The following is a 19326-nucleotide window of genomic DNA, read 5'->3' as shown; positions in this document are numbered from 1 at the left end:
TCCGGCCGTCAGTCGGCCTTGATGTCCTTGTCCTTGATGATCGTGGCCCACTGCGCGCTTTCGCGGCGGATCTGGCTCGCGAACTGCTCGGGGGTACTGGCACGCGGTGTCGTGCCCACGGCGCGCAACTTGTCCGGCAGTTCGCCGCCGGCAAGCGCCTTCGCGGTCTCCGCGCTCAGCTTGGACAGGATGTCCTTGGGCGTGTCGCCGGGCGCGCACAAACCGTACCAGGAATTGATCTCGAAGCCCTTGATGCCGAGCTCGTTCAGCGTGGGCACGTCCGGCAAGTAGGGCGACCGCTCGAGCGAGGTGACGGCGATCGGCTTGACCTTGTCCGCCTGCGCGGTGAGGTAGGTGCGCGCCGACGGGAGCGGGTTGAAGTAGAAGTCCACGTGACCGCCGATCAGGTCGGTGATCGCTGCCGCGCCGCCTTTGTACGGCGTGTGCGTGGCCGACAGGCCCGCCTGGTGCAGGAAGACCTCGGCGACGAGGTGCGTGAGGTTGCCGGTGCCGCCCGACGCATAGAAGACCTTGCCCTGGTTCGCCTTCAGGTAGGAGGCGAACTCCGCGTAGTTCTTCACCGGCATCCGTGCGCCGGCCACCAGCACCATCGGTGTGGTGCCGATCAGGGACACCGGAACGATGTCCTTGCCGACCGTGTACGGCACATTCGCCTTCGGGTACAGGTTCGGGTTGATCGTCATCGGGGCCGGCGAGCAAATCATCAGCGTGTAGCCGTCGGCCGGGCTTTTCGCGACGTAGCCGGTGCCGATCATCGCGTTGGCGCCGGGCTTGTTGTCGACGATGAAAGGCTGCCCCCACGCCGTGCGGAAGTGGTCGCCCAGGCCGCGCGCAATCGGGTCCAGGTCGCTGCCGCCCGGGAACGGCACGACGATCTTGATCATCTTGTTGGGGTAAGCCTGGCTGAAGGCGGGAGCCGATGCCGCGGCAAGCGCGCACAGGGCGAGGGTTCGGAGAAAGGGTTTCATGCTTGCGTCCAGTGCGTTGCTTGTAGCGCTACAATTTTAGTGAGAAAGAACCCCGCCTGTCAGAAGCGTTTCCCTCTCCTAGAGAGCCGCCGGCCGACGGGGCAGGGCTGAAAAAATTATAGCGCTAAAATCAATTGGAGCAACCATCGAGAAAGGCGCGATGACCGCAGTCACACGGCGCAAGCCAACGATGACCGACCTGGCGAATGCCGCGGGCGTCTCGCTGATGACCGTGTCGAACTGCTTCAAGCAGCCGCACAAGGTCCATGCGGACACCCGCAAGAAGGTCATGGACGCGGCTGCGGCCGTGGGGTACGTTCCCAACCTGATCGCGAGCAGCCTCGCATCCGGCAGTAGCCGCATGGTCGCGGCCCTGGTGCCGTCGCTGCGCAATTCCAACTTCGCCACGACGCTGCAGGGACTGGGCGACTACCTGCACTCGCGCGGCTATGAGTTGCTGCTCGCCGTCGCGGAAGACCCGGCGCGAGAAGAAATCGTCCTTCGCAACCTTCTGGGGCGGCAGCCGGGGGGAATCGTCCTGACCGGTGGCGAGCACAGCAAGGAGAGCATCGCCCTCATCCGGCATGCCGGCGTGCCCGTGGTCGAGACCTGGATCGCTCCGAAGCCAGGCCTCGACATGGCCGTCGGCTTCTCGCTCTTCGACGCCGCGCGCGACATCGCGCAGCTGCTGGTCAAGAAGGGACTGCGCCATGTCGGCTGGGCCGGCTTTGAGGCGACCAGCGACCGCCACCTGCAGCGCCAGCGCGGTTTCCAGCAGGCGATGAAGGACGCGGGCTTGCGCAGTGACCTGCTCTTTCTCGCACCAGAAAACGCCGGGTTCGCGGGAGGCCGGCTGGCACTGGATGCGCTCGTTCGCAAGGAACCCAAGCTGCAAGGCCTGTGCTGCGTGACGGACGTGCTCGCGGCGGGAGCGTTGTTCGAATGCATGCGCAGGGGCTGGAGCGTGCCGGAGCAGTTCTCAGTCGCTGGATACGGCGACTTCGAGATCGCCGCCGAAGTGCCGCCGGGATTGACCACCGTGAAGACGAATGGCGCCGCGATCGGCCGCGCGGCCGGCGAGATGCTGGTGCAGAAGATCGAGACCGGCCGCATCGACTCGCCGGTGCGCCAGGTTCCGTACGAGATCGTATTCCGCCACAGTCTCTAGACCTCGCTGGAACCCAGTCACACAATCGCGCCGCGTTGGGTCAGCATCGCGCTTCACGATGCCCCGTAGGTAGCCCGCGAACGCGAATCAAACCTCGCTGCGCTGGAGCAGGTAGTCCAGTCCGCCGACACGGAACCAGCGGTACCCGTAGCGCTCGATCTGCAGGCGATGTTTCCCGTCGGTGCCGGCCACACTGTGGTCCTCCGACAGCAGGTTCACCAACAGGCCGGAGCGGTCATGGGAGACCTGCGCCGGGAAGCTCAACTCGATCGGCTCGTCGGCGAGGTTGTGCACGAACAGGACCGCGTTGTTGCGCCATTCGTAGCGCAGCAGCAGGATCGCCGCGTTTTCGCACTGCAGCACGACGAAGCGGCCCCAGCCGACCTCGGGCACCTCCTTGCGCATGCGGCACATGCGCTCGAGCCAATTGAGCAGCGAGTTCGGATCGCGCCGCTGCGCCGCGACATTCAGGTGCTGGAAGCCGTAGGGGCCGCTCGAGATGACCGGCAGCACGGGCCGCGCAGCGGTGGTGAAGCCGCCGTGCGGCTCGTCGGACCACTGCATCGGCGTGCGCGCGCAGTTTCGCTCGGGGAGTGACAGATCGTCCCCCATGCCAATCTCGTCACCGTAGCGCAGCACCGGCGTGCCGGGCAACGTCAGCATCAAGCTGTAGGCAAGCTCCAGGCGTGGCCGATCGCCGTGCAGCATCGGCGCGAGGCGGCGGCGAATGCCGCGCTCGTAAAGCTGCATGTCGGAATCGGGTGCGAACGCGTCGAACACGCGCTGGCGCTGCCTGGGCGTGAGGCGGCCGAGATCGAGCTCGTCGTGGTTGCGCAGGAACATGCCCCATTGCGACGTTGCGGGCCTTGGCTCGGTCGCGGCCAGCGCCTTGATCAGCGGCCGGGTGTCGGCGGCCGCGAGCGCGTAGAAGAGGTTCTGGTTGACCTGGAAGTTGAACATCATCTGCAACCGCTCGCCGGCCTCGCCAAAGTATTCGAGGTCGTCCCGGGGCAGCACATTGGCCTCGCCGAGGATGATCGAGTCGCCCTGGCGCCACTGCAGCAGCTCGCGAAACGTGCGCAACATGTCGAACTGCGATTTCGGCTTCTTCACCTCGGCGCCTTTTGCGGCGATCACGAACGGCACCGCGTCCATTCGGAAGCCCGACACGCCCAGCTGCGTCCAGAAGCCCATGATCTTGAGGATCTCGGCCTGCACCAGTGGATTGGCGGTGTTCAGGTCGGGCTGGAACTCGTAGAAGCGGTGGAAGTACCAGCGCCGCGCGACTTTGTCGAAGCTCCAGGTCGACTTCTGCACTCCAGGGAAGACGACGCCGTCGTCGGCGTGAGCGGGCTTGCGATCGGCCCACACGTACCAGTCGCGGTACTTCGATTCCGCATTGGCCCGCGCGGCGAGAAACCACGGATGCTGATCCGACGTGTGGTTGACGACGAGGTCGATCAGCACGCGCATGCCGCGCTGCTTGGCCCCGTGCGTGAACTCGACGAAATCGCCGAGCGTGCCAAAGCGGGGGTCGACGTTGTAGTAATCCGCGATGTCATAGCCGTCGTCGCGTCCCGGCGAGGTCTGGAACGGCATCAGCCAGAGCGTGGTGACGCCCAGCCCGTGCAGATAATCTAGCCGGCGCGCGAGCCCCTGGAAATCGCCGACGCCGTCGCCGTTGCTGTCCATGAAGGTGCCCACCGACAGGCAGTAGACGATCGAGTTCTTGTACCAGAGGTCGTTGATCATGAGTCTGCTGTCCGCTGAACGTAGGTCTGCCCAGGAGGTCGTCTCACCCGACGCGTGGTGGAAGAGCGGGGTGATCTACCAAATCTACCCGCGTTCGTTCCAGGATAGCGACGGCGATGGCATCGGCGACCTGGCCGGCATCCGCCAGCGGCTGGGCTACCTCGCCGCGTTGGGCGTTGACGCCGTTTGGATCTCGCCGTTCTATCCATCGCCGATGGCGGACTTCGGCTATGACGTGGCCGACTATTGCGATGTCGATCCGCGCTTCGGCACGCTGGCCGACTTCGATGCGCTGGTGGCCGAGGCGAAGGCGATCGGCTTGCGCGTCATCCTCGACCTCGTCCCGAACCACACCTCCGACCTGCACCCCTGGTTCGTGCAGAGCCGCAGCAGCAAGACCAACCCGAAGCGCGACTGGTATCTGTGGCGAGACCCCGCCCCCGATGGCGGCCCGCCGAACAACTGGCTCAGCAATTTCGGCGGTCCGGCGTGGACATTCGATGCCGGCTCCGGCCAGTATTACGCGCACATGTTCCTGAAGGAGCAGCCCGACCTGAACTGGCGGCACCCCGACGTGCGTGCCGCGATGTACGACGTGATGCGCTTCTGGCTGCGGCGCGGCGTCGACGGATTTCGCGTCGACGTGATCTATCACCTGATCAAGGACGAGGGGTTCCGCGACAACCCCATCAACCCGGCGTTCGCACCGGGCGGCGACCCGGCGCACCGGCTGCTGCCCGAATACACCGCCGACCGCCCCGAGGTCCAGGACATCGTCCTGGAGATGCGCCGCGTGCTCGACGAATTCGGCACGCCCGCTTCGGCACGCGTACTGATCGGTGAGCTCTACCTGCCGGTGCAACGGCTGATGAGCTACTACGGCATGGATGCGGCCGGTGTGCTGCGTGGCGCGCAACTGCCCTTCAATTTCCACCTCATCGGCGCCGAGTGGCAAGCCGAGGCGATCGACCGACTGGTGCGCGAATACGAGGCCGCACTGCCGGCCGGGGCGTCGCCCAACTGGGTCATCGGCAACCACGACAAGTCGCGCATTGCCAGCCGGATCGGGGGCGGCGCGGCACGCCTCGCTGCCATGCTGCTGCTGACCCTGCGTGGCACCCCGACTCTCTACTATGGCGATGAACTGGGCATGACCGACGTGCCGATCCCGATCGCCGAAGTGCAGGACCCGCTCGAGCGCCGGGTGCCGGGCCACGGCCTGGGCCGCGACCCGCAGCGCACGCCGATGCCCTGGAGCACGGGGGCGATTGCAGCGGGCTTCACCACCGGTCGGCCTTGGCTGCGAATGGGGGACGACGCTAACGAACGCGCGGTCGACCGGCAGTTGGCCGAACCCCATTCCATGCTGCAGCTTTACCGCCGGCTGCTCGCGTTGCGCCGAAGCCAGCCAGCGCTGCACGAGGGCAGCTGGGTGCCGCTTGGCGTGCAGGGAAACGTGCTGCTGTACGCGCGCGGCGATGGCGCGCAGCGCATGGTCGTGCTGCTCAATTTCGGCGCAACCAGCGCGTCGGTCGACATGGGCGCGCTTTCGCGCATCCCGGTGCCGCTGCCGCTGCAGGTGTTGCTCTCGACCGGGCTCGACCGCGATGAGTCCGTCGCTGCAACGATCACGTTGCGGCCTGAAGAAGGACTGATTCTCGGAAGGCGGGCGAGCTCGGGTGTCGCTGCGTTTGCATAGGTCCGTGTCGAATGCGTTGTTGCGCGCGCACGCCCAGCGCCCTCAGCACGCGACGAGGTCCGTGTGAGCGAACCCCTTGGCGTAGTCCAGCACCGAGATGACTTCAGGTTCCACGCGGAAGAGGGCGACTTCGTCTGCGGTGGGCATTTTCATGCTGGCGGTCTCCGGCGTCGCATCCGGGTACTTCATCGGAAGCATCCGAAGCACTTTCTCGGCCTCGGCGCGATCGGTCACGCGGTGGGCCCGCGCCGCCATGGACAGACCGGTGATCGCCATGAGGTCAGCGGTGTCGTGGTCGATCGTGAGGGACACGCGGTTGTCCAGCGCCAGATTTCTGGCCTTCTGGCTCTCGCGGCCACACAGGAACCATAGCGTCAATCCTTGGCTCACGTAGCCCACCGTTGTCGCCTGCGGCCAGCCATCTGGGCGCAGTGTCGCAAGGGTCATGATCCTGTGCCCGTCGAGCAAGGCCAGGATCTTCTGCTTGAGCGATTCATCCATAGGAGCTCCATGTCCGCAGGGGGCGGAGGCGCGGACATCGTGCTACTTCCGGAATGGCGTGCGTTTGATGTTCGTCAGGACTGATGTCCGGACTGATCGCGCAGCGGGGCAGGGACGATCCAGGCTGCCCAACACAGCGGCCATGGCAAACTGCGACCGGAATGAATTTGTCATGCCCGTGAAAGCCGATCAGAACCTGGTTTCCTCGGAGGCGCTGCCCGAGAAGCGAGGCAGGGGCCGACCAAGGCTCGATCCCGCGAGCCAGAAAACCAGGAGCGCCATCCTGAACGGCGCGATCAAGGTGTTCTCGCGCCACGGCTACGACGCCGGCAGCATCGAGAAGATCTCCCTGGAAGCGAACTCGGTGGATCGGATGGTCTACTACTACTTCGGGAGCAAGCAGGGTCTCTACAACGCCGCGCTTGAGGAGATGTACCGGCAGATGGGCGCCGCCGAGGAGGCCGTCGAGATCGACCTCGCCGAACCCAGGAAGGCCGTTGCCAAGATCGTGCGGTTCATCTTCGACTACTACCGCGCGCATCCCGAGCTCATCGTGCTGCTCAACAACGAGAACATGCACAAAGGCATGCACCTGGCCAAGCGCCGGCCGGCGGAACCGGGGGGCGCGGCGTCACCCATCCTGGCCAGGGTCCACGCCATCGTGGCCGAAGGCCAAAGAACGGGCGTGTTCCGGCGCGGCGTCAAGGCGCGCCACGTCTACCTGATGATCCTCGCGTCAGGCTACTTCTTCGTGTCCAACCGGTTCACGCTATCGCGCTTCCTGGGCGAATCCCTGGACGACGAGGCCCACGCGCAGTGGACGGCCTTCGTCTCCGACGCGGTGCTTCGCGTCCTCGAGAAGAAGGCCGCCTGACAGCCCTTCAGCGGGTTCTGCCCCCATCCGGAGCGGCGTCACTCCAGCTTGAGTTTGAGCTTGCCGAAGGCGTCGCGCCAGGCGGCGGCGTCCTGGTCGATCAGCTGCTGGAACCCCTGCGGGTCGAGCTGCAGCGGCTGCGATCCGTCGCGGGTGATGAGGGCCGAAACGCGCTCGTCCGAGACGGCCGACTGCACGACCGCATTGAGCGTCGTGACGACGTCCCTGGGCGTGCCGGCCGGCGCGACGAGCCCGTACCAGACTGTCAGGCCCAGTTCGGGCAAGCCTTGCTCGAACACGGTTGGCACGTCGGGGGCCCCGGGCACCCGCGTCTTGCTCGTGACGGCCAATGCCTTGTACTCCCCGCTGGCCACCTTGTGGATCGAGGTCGGGATGCCGTCGAAATAGACGTGCACGTCGCCCCGCGCCAGCGCGGTGAGCGCCTGGGCGGCGCCGGTGTAGTGCACCGACACCAGTGACTCGCCCGCGGCCTTGGACAGCAAGGCTCCCAGCACGTGGTTCGAGCTTCCGTTGCCCAGCGTCCCGTAGTTGAAGTGGCCGGGCTTGCCGCGCGACTTGGCCACGAGGTCCTGCAGCGTGGTCACCGGTACGTCCTTGTTGACGTCCAGCATGAAGGGCATGGACATGATGCCGGCGACCGGGAGGAAGTCGGACGCGGCATACGGCACCTGCTTCTGAACCAGAGGCACGATGCTCAGCGTGGTGGACGTCGCGAACAGCAGGTTGTAGCCGTCGGCGGGCGAGCGGGCGACGGCCGTGGCGCCGATGACCGTGCCCGCACCCGGCTTGTTGTCGACGACCACCGGCTGACCCAGCCTGGCCTGCATCTTCTCGGCGAGCACCCGGGCCATGGCGTCGGCCGATCCTCCCGCTGCGTACGGCACGACGATCTTGATGGGGCGCTTGGGCTGCCACTCCGCCGCTGTCGCCACGGAGGCGATCACAAGGCCGACGGATGCGAGAAGAACCTTTGTGAAAGCCACTGTCACCTCCTGGTGCTCCGCTCCCAGCCGATTAACTGTAGCAGCGGTTCCATAAAAGCCTACCCGGTCTGCGGCCGGCGTGCAAGCCATGCATGGCGCGGCTCTTCCGCAGGAGTCGATTGCGACGGCGGGTCAATTTATGTAGCATGCAGTCCATTAATTGGAAAGGAGCTTCCATGGCCGCTGTTCTTGACGCCTCCGCTTCCATCGACATCCCGGTGATCGACATCGGCCCGTTCCTGGCGGGGGACCCACGCGGCACCCGCGACGTCGTCGAACAGGTCCAGCGCGCCTGCGAGAGCATCGGCTTCCTGGTCGTTCGGGGACACGGCGTCCCGACGGCGCTGGTCGACCAGCTCTACTCACAATCGCGCGCCTTCTTCGATCTTCCGGCCGCCGCCAAGCTGGCCGTGGAAAAGCCCGCCGGAACCGAGTTCCGCGGCTACTCGCCGCAGGGCGTCAAGACCATCGGCAAGGACCGCGACGAGAAGCTGCGTCCCTCGCTGCACGAGAGCTTCGCTATCGGCCCGCTCGACAGCCGCGGCGCCTCGACCCGGCCCAACCTGTGGCCGCAGCAGCCGACCGGGCTGCGCACGGAACTGACGGCGTACTACCACGAGATGGAGCGGCTGGCGCGCGCCATCCTGAGCATCTTCGCGGACGCGCTGGAGGTGCCGCGGTCCTACTTCCTGGACCGCATCGGGCAGCACAACAGCATCCTGCGGGTGATGCACTACCCGGCGCTGGAGCGCGCGCCGCAGGCCGGTGAAGAGAGAGCGGCCGCCCACACCGACACCACCGCGATCACCATCCTGCGCATCGACGACGCGCCTGGCGGGTTGCAGGTGCAGCGGCCTGACGGCAGCTGGATCGACGTGGTCAAGGTCCCCGACACCTTCATCGTCAACATCGGCGACATCATGATGCGGTGGACCAACGACCGCTTCGTCTCCACCATGCATCGCGTCGCCAATCCGCCGTCGGACGTCGCGGCCCGCGCGAGCCGGATGTCCGTTCCGTACTTCTGCATGCCCGACGAAGATGCAGTGATCGAATGCATCCCGAGTTGCGCCGGCGAGGGAGCGAAGTACCCCCCCATCACGTCGGGTGCCCTCCTGTCGAACCGGTACACGAAGGTCTACTCGGTCGGTGAGGGGAGCCATCCAGGCATCGGGCGGACGTCCTCGTAGACGCCTGGTCCTGGCCCCCTCACCGGCATCCGGTTCACTGCCGCCCCCCGATCTTCTGCGGCTTCACACGGTCAGCATCCAGCCCGCCGTGGCCACCAGCACCAGCGCGAGCACGCGGTTGAACCGCAGCAGGCGGCGCCCCTGCGCGAGCCACTCCCGCAGCAATGAGCCGACCAGCGCATAGACGAAATTGCTGCTGAAGGCGAAGACGGCCATGATCGCGCAGATGATCGCCAGCCGCTCGCCCGGATTCGACGCGGGTCGGCCGGCGGCGTTGACCACCCAGCCGGCGGTCAACGTCAGCGCGAGCATCCAGGCCTTGATGTTGAGGAACTGCAAACCCACGCCCTGCCAGAAGCTCACGTTCAACCGGTGTTCGTTGGCCTGCGCAAGCTGGGCGGAGCGACTGAGCTTCCACGCCAGCCACAGCATGTAGGCCACGCCCAGCAGCTTGATGGCCCAGCGCAGGGCAGGCGCGCCCAGCACGAGGGCGCCGAGACCCAGGCCGCTGCAGGCCATGAGCAGGGTCCAGCCGGTGGGCACAGCCAGGCAAAAGCGCAGCGCGCGCTTCAGCCCCAGGTTGGCCGCCAGCGCCGTCGACAGGGTCGTGTTCGGTCCGGGAGAAAAACTCATGGCGGTGCAGAACAGCAGCAGCGCCGTGATTTCGGCGGCGTTCACGAGAACAGGACTTGCTCGGGCATGCAGTCAATGTAATCTGGAACGACAACACACGACCAGTACAGTTCTCCAGATCACTCTGTCATCTGTCATGTCCGCGATGCCCATACACGCGGCAAGCGCAGCGGGAGCGCCCTGGGAGCCCGGCCTCGTCGAAGTGGTGGGCGGCATCCGTTGGCATGGATGCCACGGCATCCGTCATCGCGACATAGGTTCGCACGAGCTGGTGGACGTGGTCTCCAACATGGTGCGACGGACCGTGGCCTTCCGCGCGGTGTCAGGCGACCTGGGTCATCGCGTGCTCACGGGCTGCCTGCGGCCGCCAGCCTGCGGGTGACGGTCTCCGCCAGCTGGCGGTGGCCCGCCGGGGTGGGATGGAAGCCATCCGAAAAGGCCCAGCTCGCCCACCATCCCGGGGCAGCGCCCGGCGAGGCGTCCAGCAGCGCCGAGGTGCAGGTCTGCAGCGACCACTCCGGCAGCCCCACGGAACTGAGGCCCGTCACGGGGCACGCGGCGTGGATGACATCGCTCAGGCCGAACTCGGCGGCGCGCGCGATCTGCTCGTCCACGGCGGCGCGGACGTCGACCAGCACGACGCGGGGGTCGTTCCCGAGCCGGCTCTGCAGCCGCGCGTTGAACGCGCCCACGACCTGTCGCACGGCCGCCTGGATGGCCGCGGCCTCGTCGGCTCCTTCCTGCTGCACCAGCTTCTCGAAGGCCGCGGCGAAGCGCGGGGTGCGGGTGACGTCGGGGATATTCAGCACGGCGACGCGCGTCGCGCCCCGGTCCAGCGCGTGGACCGTGATCGCGTCCGCGAGCGTATCCGCGGCGTCCTCCATGTACAGGAAGGCGCTGCGGGCCAGGCTGTCGGCTCCGCGCACGGTGGACAGCAGGTCGCGCACGCTGACCTCGCGGCCCAGGAAGGCGAGGAACGCCAGGAGGCCGGTGCGGCTCGTCACGCCGGCCACGTAGGCGGCGGCCAGTTCGGACGCGTCGTTGCCGCCGCCATCCACGAGGACCAGGTCGCCGCGTCCGAAACTGCCGATGGCCGCGCCGGCATCGCTCAGCTGCGCGGTGATGCGCTTGGGTCCGTCGCCACGGAAGATGCGCGCACCGCCGACCGCGAAGTTCGTGCACGAGGCATCGCCGCGCGGCACGGTGCCGCCGGCCCCGTTGTCCATGTAGTAGCTGCATGAGCCGGAGAGGCCGAACCCGGCCGCCACCAGCTCCGGCAGCACCGGAAAGCCACCGGGGTTGGCGGCATCCTGCACCGTGAACTTGAAGCCGAACGTGCCCACGTCCGCGAGGCTGTCGCCGGCCACGACCAGCCGGGACACACCCGTCAGCACGGAGCTGGCGGCGGGCGACGCGGGTGCCGGGCCGATCGTCGAGGCGCCCGCCGCGCCCGACGTCCCTCCCGTGCCAGCCGTACCGACCGCGGCGGGCTGGCTGCCAAGACCGTCGCTGCCACCACCGCCGCCGCCGCAGGCAGCGAGCAGGAGCGTGCCCAGGCCGCCCGCCAGGAGCGTTCGATGCACGGGCGCCATCGAGCCGCGGGGTGGGTGACGACCACGTTGCGCTGGACGCGGGTGGGTCAAAACGTCGGCTGGTCCCTGGTCTTGCTTCGTCCTTGACATGCTGTCCCCTTCCTCATGGATGTGTTGACGTGGCTCTGGAGGATAGGAACCGCACCGCGCCGGAGTAGCTGGGCAATGAACTGTTTCAGTCGTCAGCGGTCCGTCCCGGCTGCGCCTCAGCGGACATGCACCAGCAGCGTGGCGAAGCGGCTGCTCCACAAGTCCGTGTCGTGCTGCGGCGCCTCCAGCCGGGTTGCGCGCAGCAGCCATCGACCGGCGTAGGGCAGGGCCTGTCGGACCTGCCCGTCACCGTCGGTCTGCCGCCACACGCCCAGCGGGTGGCGCTCGCTCACGAACTCCAGCCACTGGTTGGCGAGCGGCGTGCCGTCCCAGAGCAGCAAGTAGCTGAACGGCTGGCCGGCGCGGATGGACTCGCTGCCCAGGGGAACGATCTCCATCGCAAGCCCCTGCGATTGCCGCAGGCTCGCGGCCACCGGCGAGGCCGCGCTGGCCGGCACGTCGATCCTGGCGAACTTGCGATAGCTCTCGCGCCAGCCGATGCCGCGCGCCAGCTGCTGCTGCCACATCGCACGGACGTCGTCCGGTGCCCGGATGTCGGCGAGGTAGGTGGCGACCAGTTCAGGCGACAGCTCCACCTGTTGCGGCTTGAGTTCGGCCCAGCACGCAGCGCCACTCGACACGTCGATGCGCGCCCCGAGCTCGAGGTGGTCCGCATGCTCCTGGCGCGGCAACAGGTCCGCCCGCGAACGGGCGGGACTGCGGCACCCGGCCTGCGCGATGGTCGCTGCCGACGGCCGCGTCTCGCGCAGGGGAAAGCGTGAGCCCGTGCTCAAGTCCAGGCGCAGCAGTCGGGTGTCCTGTTCGACCGCCGGACGCGTGAGCCAGCTGTCATGCGCGTGCACCGGCCACTGCGCTGACAGGGCGCAGAGGGCCGACACGAGGCGCCATGCGGCCTTCACTTGCATTCACAGCGCAGCCGGTTCGGCCGTCTCGTCGACGGGCAGTGTCAGGTCGCCCAACGTGAGCGGCTCGCTGGCGTCGTTGCTGCCGGCGATGAGCTGGCTCATGTAGGCCACGAGGGCGCCGACGCTGGCCAGTGCGGACGGGGGCACGCCCCCGCCGCTGCCGGGGCTGTCCCCCACGCTGGTGCCGGTGCCGCCGGTGGCGGGGCTTCCCCCCACGGGCGTGCCGTTCCCGCCGCCACCGCCACCCCCGCCGCCACAGGCGGCCAGGACGACGCAGGCAGCGAGGACCGTCCATCCATTCCTGAAGTTCATCGATCGCTCCTCAAGGGAAGGTGGTGCCGGCCGCGGCCGGCGGATTGAAGTTGCCCTGGATCGGCGTGGTCAGGTAGGGGAAGGCCGCTCCGTAGTTGGCCGCCGTCTTGCGCACGCCGTCGGTGAGGGCCAGGCCGCCGGCGGGAGCATCCGTCGGCGCGCAGCCCACCTGCAGCGTGTCGCTCGCACCGGTCAGGGCGCACAGCGCACCCATCGCGACGCGCAGGGACAGGTCGACCGTGTCGTCGGCCGGGCGGCGCCCGTTGGGGAAGCCGGCGTTGTCGCCCCCGGCGACGCCGAGCGGGTTCTGTGCTCCGGCTGCGGTCGGCGCAATGGAGGTGTTCAGGCGCAGCATCTCGCTGGGCGTGACCGTCTGCGGCCGGTTCAGGCCGGCGATGCCCGTGAGGAAGGCCGCCACCAGGTCGGTCCGCGGGAACCTGGTCGGCGCGACGGCGCTCGGGAACAAGGTCTGGATCAGGGCCGGCAGGGTGGGATGGGTCACGTAGTCGAGAAACTGCGTGTCGTCGCGCGGCTTGGACGCGTTGAAGCGGTCCTTGTCGTCCAGACCGATCACCAGCTCGTTGACCAGCGGCATGCCCAGCCGCGAGACCTGCGCCCACGCGCCGCCCGCTCTGGCCGCGCGGCCCAGGCCGCTCGGCGGATTGCCGTCCACCAGCTTTGCCTGTCGCACGCTGGCGGTCGTGTAGGCGCCGATCACCGGATCGCTGCCATTCGTCAGGCATGCGATCGGCAGCTCCATCGCGATGGTGCTGACGTTCTTGGCTTCCAGGTCGTTGTTGTTGCCGCCGCTCTCCGGCCCCAGCGGGTTCAGGTTGAACAGGTCGAAGCTCTTGCCCACGGCGATGTAGAAGGGCTCCTTGCGCTGCCCGACGAAGATCTTGCCCGGCGCGCTGCAGCCGGGCACGTTCACGGTGTAGATGTGCTGTGCGGCATAGCCTGCGTATCCCCCGCTGCCGGCGAAGACCTTTTCGCCGATGTTGTCCACCGGCTTGTCGAAGCTGTTGCCGCCGCTGGCATTGCCCACGCTGGAGCGGGTGCCACTGCGCCGGTCGCCGCGTACCACGTTCACCGCATACGTCTCGCGCACGAGCAGGGTGTCGGGATTCACGCCGGAGACCGGGCCGTTGACGACCAGCGGGATCTTCACCTGCCTGCCGCCCACGGTCAGCGGCGTGCCCTTGGAGGTGTTCTGGAACTGGAATTGGAAGGTGATGTCTTCCTTCGCGTCGCCGTTGTTGTCGATGTGGATCTCGTACAGCGCGTCCGGATCGAACATGTAGTAGTTCGGTCCGCCCTGCGGGTCCTGGAACGGCATGTAGTTGGCCAGGATCGTCACGTAGTCCTGACGTCCGCCTTCGTAGCTGCGGAACATGTAGAGGTCGGTGGCGTCAACCTTGGGCATTCCGGCGATCGACGGCGCCTCGCGGTGGCTGGACGCGAAGCTTGCCGATGCGGTGCAAAGCGCAAGGACAGCTCCGGCTGCGGGCAGTGGGATTTTCATGAGGTCTCCTGACGCTGCTGTCTGAGAGCGGATGGGGTGTGGAGGGCTGGACGGCCACGCATCGTGGAAACCGGTGCATGGACACTCTGGTACGTGCCCGCCTCGCCGCCGGTTTGTAGGACGGCACCGTGTTCGTGGTTCCCAGGCCGTGCCTGTCCCATCCGGGAACGGCGGCGTTCGTGATCCAATCGCACCCGCATTCCGTAGAGAGTCCATGAACTGCGCTGCGGAAACGATGGAGGCCCGAACCCGGATGGCGGCCAACGCCTGCGCATCGGGCGTCCGTCACGCCAAGGGTGGGACCGTCCGCAGCTGTATGCCAACCAACGACGAGTTCAATGCGTGGATCCGTGCGGTCGCCGTCAGCAGTGATCGCGAGGCGTTCGCTGCGTTGTTCAGGCATTTCGCGCCGCGCATCAAGGGCTATCTCGTCCGGTCGGGCATCCCGGCATCGATCGCCGAGGACCTCACCCAGGAGGCCATGGTGATCCTGTGGCGGCGTGCCGCGAGCTTCGACCCGAAGCGGGCGGCGCTGTCCACCTGGCTCTTCACGGTCGCGCGCAACCTGCGCATCGACCATTACCGCCGGGCCTCCGTGGATGCCACCGGCAGCACCCGCATCGACCACGATGTCGACGTGTGGAATGCCGACCAGCAGACAGCGGACGGGGGCGCGGGCCCGGACGAACGCGTGGACAACACACAGCGCGAGCGCAGCGTGCAACGCGCACTGGCGGAACTGCCGGCGGAACAAGCCCTGCTGCTGCAGCTGTCGTTCTTCGAGGAACGGCCGCATGCCGCGATCGCGCGCGAGCTGGGCATTCCACTGGGGACGGTGAAATCGCGCATCCGCCTCGCCGTCGCGCAGCTGCGCCGCAAACTGGACCGAGGCGGACCATGATCCTGCATCACCCCGAGGACGAGTTCCTCCTCTCCCTTGCCGCGGGCCGCCTGCCGGCCGGCCAATCCGTGGTGGTCGCCGCGCACGTCGAAAGCTGCGCGGCGTGCGGCGCACGGCTGAGAACCTTGCAGGCGGTCGGCGGCGCGCTGCTCGAGCGCGCCGATCCCCACCCGCTCTCCCCGGGATTGCTGGCAGCGACGCTGCGCCGCATCGCCGATGCGCCCCCCGAACGCCCCCGCCCGATGCCGCTACCGGCGGGCGCGCCGGCCGGGACTTCGCTGCCCCCGGGCGTGGCCTGGCCGACGAGCCTGCGGGGCTGCCAGGTCTCGCCGTGGCGCTGGGTGGGGCCGGGGAGGCGGTTTTCCCGGGTGCGGCTTCCGCACGAGCCCGGGGCCAGCCTGTTCTTGCTCAGCATTTCCCCGGGGCGCAGCTTGCCGCGACACAGGCACCAGGAGCTGGAGCTCACCCAGGTCCTGTGCGGCGCGTTCGCCGACGGCAGGGCGGTGTTCGGCCCGGGCGACTTCGACGCGGCCGGCAGCGACGTCCACCACGAACCGCTGGTTCAACCGGGCAGCGATTGCGTGTGCCTGACCTGGGTCGAGGGCCGCCTGGGCTTCGACGGGCGGATCGCGGCGGCGGTCGCCCACTGGGTGGGGATTTGACGTCTCGCGTCCATCAATCGACGGCCTTCGCCGGTTGACAGAACGCGCTTGTCTCGACAGCGGATCAGTTGCGCAAGTCGTCGAGCAGCGCCCTGGATTCGACCAGGTCCGGCGTCCCGAAGCCCTCGGTGAAGGCGCCGTAGATGGGGACGAGCAGGTCCGCTGCCCGGCGTCTCTCGCCGCGCTCGGCCCACAGAGCCGCGAGGTCCCGTGCTGCACGCAACTGGAGCGACAGTGCCTCCTGCTCGTTGGCGATCTCCAGCGCACGGCGCAGGTCGGCTTCGACAGCGTCGCGCTCACGTGCACCGGCATGCGACAGCAGCGCGGCGCGCGAGCGATAGAGCTCGGCAGCGAGAGCCATGTCATGCCCGTGCTCCAGGCCGGCAAATGCCTTGGCCATGCTCGCCATGGCCTCGTCATGGCGCCCAACGCGCGAATAGGCGTCGGCGGCGATCGCGAATTGCAGAGGCTCGAGACGTCGGGCTCCGATGTCGCGCAACTCGCCGAGGCCGGCCTCGATCTCCTCGAGGCCCGACGCCCGGCCCCCATGTGACAGGGCCCAACCGAGAAATATCTGGGCAAACGCATGCCAGAGCGCCATCGAGTTCTCTTCCGACAGAAGCAAGGCCTCGCGCGCGGCGCTTTCCACCTTCGCCGGCTGACGCAGCCAGACGTTCAAGAGATTGACCCCGTAACACAGCGCAAAGCCGGTCGTGTTGGCGTGATTGACGTGCCGAGTCCAGCGCAGACCGTCGTCGCTCGTTCGAGCGGCCTGGTCCGCAAACCCGCGCCAGAGGATCCAGCTCTTGTAGTTCGTGGCCGCAGTTCGCGGATCGTGGCCGAACCGATGGGCGAGATCGCGATGCGCAACCGGATCGTAGAGGTCGAGCGACTTGCTGATGAGCCCGAGCGACTCCTTGAAGCGGCCTTCGTGGTATCGCTCCAGGCCCAGCATGCGGAAGCCGACAAGGCGCAGCCCGCGATCGCCTTGCGTCTCGGCAAGTTCGCTGTATCGCTTGGCGAGTTCGACGGATCCCATGCCCTTGAGATAGGGGTGGACCCACTGGCCGTACACCGCGGGCAGTTGCAAGGCAGCGTCGCCGATCTCGTCGGCCAGCCTTCGCGCCTGGTCAAAAGCGTGCAGCGATGCCAGCGACTGATAGCCCTGGCTTGCGATCAGCGCCTGTCCTTGCTGCAACCACAGACCGATCTCGCGCCGCTTCCATTGCGGCGCCTCGCCCATTGCGTGGCAGAGGCGGACGGCATGCTCCAGATGCGCGATGGCCTCCTTGTAGGCAGGGCGCGCCAGTGCCTGCGCGCCGGCCTGCTCCCAATGGTCGAGCGCTCGTTCCGTCAGGCCGGCGGCCTCGGCATGCTGCGCCTTCAACTCGGCGGCTTCATCACCCCAGGCCTCCAGCACGTCGAGCAGCCGGGTGTGCAGGGAGATCCGCTTGGTCTTGAGCAGGCTCTCGTAGGCCGCATCACGAACCAGGGCGTGCTTGAAGAGGTATGTCGCCTCCGGCGGCTCGCCGCGGCGGAAGATCAGCTCGGCTTCCACCAGTTGCCGCAAGGCGCTGGCGAGTTCGTCCGGGGGCTTGTCCGACAGCGCGGCGATGGTGCGGTGGTCGAAGCTGCGACCGATCACGGCGGCTGTTTGGGCCACTTCCTTCACCGGCTGCAGTCGATCCAGGCGCGCCATCAACGAGTCGTGCAGCGTGGTCGGAATGGCGAGCGCGCTGAGCGGCCCCTCCAGGTGGAACGCCTCCCCGTCTTCTCGCAGCTCCCCCGACTCGATAACCGCCTTGGTCATTTCCTCGACGAAGAGCGGAACACCGTCCGTCTTGGCGGCAATCTCGTCGAGCAGTACCGTGGGAAGGCGCTTGCCACGCGCGATTCGGGAGATGATCGCCTGCGTTGCGGCCCGGCCAAGCCGATTCAGCGCCAGCCGCGTCACCACCGGATGACTTCCGAACGATGCGACGAATGTCGGGCGTGACGTGACCACCGTGAGCACGCGGATGCCTTGCACACGATCGAGCGCCAGTTCGATCAGCTCCAGGGTCGTCGGGTCGATCCAGTGCGCGTCTTCCACGACCCAGAGGACAGGCTTGCGGCTGGCCAGGCCGGTGAGCTGATCAACCAGGGCAGAGAGCGTGCGGCTGCGCGACTGCTGCGGTGTCAGTGTGTTCGGGCTGTAGCGCGAGGCGGGATCGAGTCCCAGCAGCACGGCCACGAGCGGCGCGACGGCATCGACCTTGTCGGTGGAGGTGGCCAGCAGCGCCTCGAGTCGCTCCAGCCGTTGCTCGGCACTGTCGCCCTGGGTGAAGCCGGCGGCGTGAGCGAGTTGCTGGATCGCGGGATAGAGCGCGGAGTCCGCGTGGTAGGGCGAGCATTGGTAGCGCAGCAGAAAGTGCGGCTCGGCGCGCGCGGCCTCGATGACGGCTTCTACGATGCGCGACTTGCCCACGCCGGCTTCTCCACTGAGCAAGACGACCTGGCCTTCGCCCGCCTTGGCCAATCGCCACCGTTCGACCAGCAAGGCAAGCTCCTGGTCGCGGCCGACGATCACCGTCACTTCGCCGTGCCTGGCCGCGAACCGGCTCTCGACGTCGCGCGCGCCGATCACCGCGAACACGCCAGCCGGCTCGGCGATCCCCTTGAAAGTCCGAGCCCCCAGGCTGCGCAGCACGAAGAGATCGCCCGCAAGGTGGCGCGTGGACTCGGCAATGACGACCATGCCGGGCTCGGCAACGCCTTGCAACCGCGCCGCGAAATTGGGGGTCTCCCCCACCACGGCGTGCCGCTGTCCGGATCCTTCGCCGATGAGATCGCCGACGACGACCATCCCGGTGGCGATGCCGATCCGCGTCTGCAGGTGCCTTGCGGTCGGTGTGGCGAGCCGAGCGGCCGCGGCTGTGACGGCCAGGCCCGCGCGCACGGCGCGCTCGGCGTCGTCTTCATGCGCTCGCGGCCAGCCGAAGTAGGCCAGCACGCCGTCGCCGAGGAATTGCGCGATGTGGCCCTCGAAGCGAGAGATTTCCCCGGCCACCGTGTTCTGGTACGCGCGGATCAGCTCGCGCATGTCTTCCGGATCGAGTTGGGTCGAGAGTGCTGTCGAGCCGACGAGGTCGACGAACATGACGGTGAGTTGACGTCGCTCGGCTGCCGGGGCGGCATCTGCAACGAGCTTGGGCGAGACGGCTCCCGCGGGGGCCGATCCAGGCTCACCGCCAAGGGCTGCAATGGCTGCCATCAGCTTCTTGCGATGGCCGAGCGAGGTGACGCCCAGCTCCTTCAGATCGTCGCTGCTCAGTTGATGAACCAGCGTGCCGTCAATGTCGTTGGACCGGAAGAGCTCGGCATACTGGCCCAAGCCGATTCCCTCCAACCAGGCGGGGATGTCCAAGGTCACTTCCAGGCCTTCGTTGGCAAGCGATCCCGTACTGACGTTGGAGGAACTAGATTCGAACCTTCGCCATGCGCTGGGGCAGTGATGCGATGCGGATGGGCA

Annotated in this window: 16 protein-coding genes; 6 read left to right on the top strand and 10 right to left on the bottom strand. The window is 67.5% G+C overall.

Annotation, left to right across the window (positions count from 1 at the left end; genetic code table 11):
* Positions 1–8: 8 nt before the first annotated feature.
* Complete coding sequence (locus tag GON04_RS08310) at positions 9–989, bottom strand: Bug family tripartite tricarboxylate transporter substrate binding protein (protein ID WP_157397446.1); 981 nt, start codon at positions 987–989, stop codon at positions 9–11.
* 160 nt (positions 990–1149) lie between these two features.
* Between GON04_RS08310 and GON04_RS08305 the strand changes: the two genes are divergently transcribed.
* The gene (locus GON04_RS08305) at positions 1150–2157 is read left to right on the top strand and encodes a LacI family DNA-binding transcriptional regulator (RefSeq protein WP_157397445.1); all 1008 of its coding nucleotides are present in this window, start codon (positions 1150–1152) and stop codon (positions 2155–2157) included.
* Positions 2158–2244: 87 nt separating this feature from the next.
* Here GON04_RS08305 and GON04_RS08300 read toward each other — a convergent pair whose 3' ends face one another.
* Complete coding sequence (locus GON04_RS08300) at positions 2245–3909, bottom strand: alpha-amylase family protein (RefSeq protein WP_157397444.1); 1665 nt, start codon at positions 3907–3909, stop codon at positions 2245–2247.
* Here GON04_RS08300 and GON04_RS08295 point away from each other — a divergent pair.
* Positions 3908–5608, top strand: a complete 1701-nt coding sequence (locus GON04_RS08295) for an alpha-amylase family glycosyl hydrolase (protein ID WP_157397443.1) — start codon at positions 3908–3910, stop codon at positions 5606–5608. The genes GON04_RS08300 and GON04_RS08295 overlap by 2 nt on opposite strands.
* A gap of 42 nt (positions 5609–5650) precedes the next feature.
* On the opposite strand, the gene GON04_RS08290 is transcribed toward GON04_RS08295, so the two are convergent.
* Complete coding sequence (locus GON04_RS08290; protein WP_157397442.1) at positions 5651–6109, bottom strand: pyridoxamine 5'-phosphate oxidase family protein; 459 nt, start codon at positions 6107–6109, stop codon at positions 5651–5653.
* A 142-nt stretch (positions 6110–6251) separates the two neighbouring features.
* On the opposite strand from GON04_RS08290, the gene GON04_RS08285 reads away from it, so the two are divergent.
* Positions 6252–6983 carry a TetR/AcrR family transcriptional regulator gene (locus tag GON04_RS08285; protein ID WP_198349236.1) on the top strand — a complete coding sequence of 244 codons (732 nt, stop codon included), beginning with the start codon at positions 6252–6254 and terminating at the stop codon, positions 6981–6983.
* Positions 6984–7021: 38 nt separating this feature from the next.
* Here GON04_RS08285 and GON04_RS08280 read toward each other — a convergent pair whose 3' ends face one another.
* On the bottom strand, positions 7022–7936 hold the full coding sequence (locus tag GON04_RS08280; protein WP_157397440.1) for a tripartite tricarboxylate transporter substrate-binding protein: 915 nt from the start codon (positions 7934–7936) through the stop codon (positions 7022–7024).
* A gap of 227 nt (positions 7937–8163) precedes the next feature.
* On the opposite strand from GON04_RS08280, the gene GON04_RS08275 reads away from it, so the two are divergent.
* Entirely contained in the window at positions 8164–9177 is a 1014-nt protein-coding gene (locus tag GON04_RS08275; protein WP_181653943.1) for an isopenicillin N synthase family dioxygenase, read from the top strand.
* A 63-nt stretch (positions 9178–9240) separates the two neighbouring features.
* On the opposite strand, the gene GON04_RS08270 is transcribed toward GON04_RS08275, so the two are convergent.
* From GON04_RS08270 to GON04_RS08250, 5 genes are all read right to left on the bottom strand, one after another.
* Positions 9241–9855, bottom strand: a complete 615-nt coding sequence (locus GON04_RS08270; RefSeq protein WP_181653942.1) for a LysE family transporter — start codon at positions 9853–9855, stop codon at positions 9241–9243.
* Positions 9856–10157: 302 nt separating this feature from the next.
* The gene (locus GON04_RS08265) at positions 10158–11393 is read right to left on the bottom strand and encodes an SGNH/GDSL hydrolase family protein (RefSeq protein WP_157397438.1); all 1236 of its coding nucleotides are present in this window, start codon (positions 11391–11393) and stop codon (positions 10158–10160) included.
* Positions 11394–11608: 215 nt separating this feature from the next.
* On the bottom strand, positions 11609–12418 hold the full coding sequence (locus GON04_RS08260; protein WP_157397437.1) for a DUF4198 domain-containing protein: 810 nt from the start codon (positions 12416–12418) through the stop codon (positions 11609–11611).
* The gene (locus tag GON04_RS08255; protein ID WP_157397436.1) at positions 12419–12730 is read right to left on the bottom strand and encodes a hypothetical protein; all 312 of its coding nucleotides are present in this window, start codon (positions 12728–12730) and stop codon (positions 12419–12421) included.
* A 10-nt stretch (positions 12731–12740) separates the two neighbouring features.
* Positions 12741–14252, bottom strand: a complete 1512-nt coding sequence (locus GON04_RS08250) for a DUF4331 domain-containing protein (RefSeq protein ID WP_157397435.1) — start codon at positions 14250–14252, stop codon at positions 12741–12743.
* Between the two features lie 316 nt (positions 14253–14568).
* Here GON04_RS08250 and GON04_RS08245 point away from each other — a divergent pair, with 316 nt between their 5' ends.
* Together GON04_RS08245 and GON04_RS08240 are read left to right on the top strand one after the other, a co-directional pair.
* Positions 14569–15153 (top strand): sigma-70 family RNA polymerase sigma factor, encoded by a 585-nt coding sequence (locus GON04_RS08245; RefSeq protein ID WP_157398416.1) that lies wholly within the window; start codon positions 14569–14571, stop codon positions 15151–15153.
* Positions 15150–15815: a ChrR family anti-sigma-E factor gene (locus tag GON04_RS08240; protein WP_157397434.1), complete on the top strand. Its 666-nt coding sequence runs from the start codon at positions 15150–15152 to the stop codon at positions 15813–15815. The genes GON04_RS08245 and GON04_RS08240 overlap by 4 nt, the downstream gene beginning before the upstream one ends.
* 64 nt (positions 15816–15879) lie before the next feature.
* Here GON04_RS08240 and GON04_RS08235 read toward each other — a convergent pair whose 3' ends face one another.
* Entirely contained in the window at positions 15880–19221 is a 3342-nt protein-coding gene (locus GON04_RS08235; protein WP_157397433.1) for an AAA family ATPase, read from the bottom strand.
* Between the last annotated feature and the right edge of the window lie 105 nt (positions 19222–19326).

This window comes from Ramlibacter pinisoli, assembly GCF_009758015.1.
GTDB classification, from domain to species: Bacteria; Pseudomonadota; Gammaproteobacteria; order Burkholderiales; family Burkholderiaceae_C; genus Ramlibacter; species Ramlibacter pinisoli.
Note: the sequence above shows the minus strand (reverse complement) of the source record. Positions and strands in the feature narration are given on the sequence as shown.

Excerpts from the sequence above, each read along its gene's own strand:
- GON04_RS08310 (WP_157397446.1), bottom strand. The coding sequence starts at position 989 with ATGAAACCCTTTCTCCGAACCCTCGCCCTGTGCGCGCTTGCCGCGGCA.
- GON04_RS08305 (WP_157397445.1), top strand. The coding sequence starts at position 1,150 with ATGACCGCAGTCACACGGCGCAAGCCAACGATGACCGACCTGGCGAAT.
- GON04_RS08295 (WP_157397443.1), top strand. The coding sequence starts at position 3,908 with ATGAGTCTGCTGTCCGCTGAACGTAGGTCTGCCCAGGAGGTCGTCTCA.
- GON04_RS08300 (WP_157397444.1), bottom strand. The coding sequence starts at position 3,909 with ATGATCAACGACCTCTGGTACAAGAACTCGATCGTCTACTGCCTGTCG.
- GON04_RS08290 (WP_157397442.1), bottom strand. The coding sequence starts at position 6,109 with ATGGATGAATCGCTCAAGCAGAAGATCCTGGCCTTGCTCGACGGGCAC.
- GON04_RS08285 (WP_198349236.1), top strand. The coding sequence starts at position 6,252 with ATGGCAAACTGCGACCGGAATGAATTTGTCATGCCCGTGAAAGCCGAT.
- GON04_RS08275 (WP_181653943.1), top strand. The coding sequence starts at position 8,164 with ATGGCCGCTGTTCTTGACGCCTCCGCTTCCATCGACATCCCGGTGATC.
- GON04_RS08260 (WP_157397437.1), bottom strand. The coding sequence starts at position 12,418 with ATGCAAGTGAAGGCCGCATGGCGCCTCGTGTCGGCCCTCTGCGCCCTG.
- GON04_RS08255 (WP_157397436.1), bottom strand. The coding sequence starts at position 12,730 with ATGAACTTCAGGAATGGATGGACGGTCCTCGCTGCCTGCGTCGTCCTG.
- GON04_RS08250 (WP_157397435.1), bottom strand. The coding sequence starts at position 14,252 with ATGAAAATCCCACTGCCCGCAGCCGGAGCTGTCCTTGCGCTTTGCACC.
- GON04_RS08245 (WP_157398416.1), top strand. The coding sequence starts at position 14,569 with ATGCCAACCAACGACGAGTTCAATGCGTGGATCCGTGCGGTCGCCGTC.
- GON04_RS08240 (WP_157397434.1), top strand. The coding sequence starts at position 15,150 with ATGATCCTGCATCACCCCGAGGACGAGTTCCTCCTCTCCCTTGCCGCG.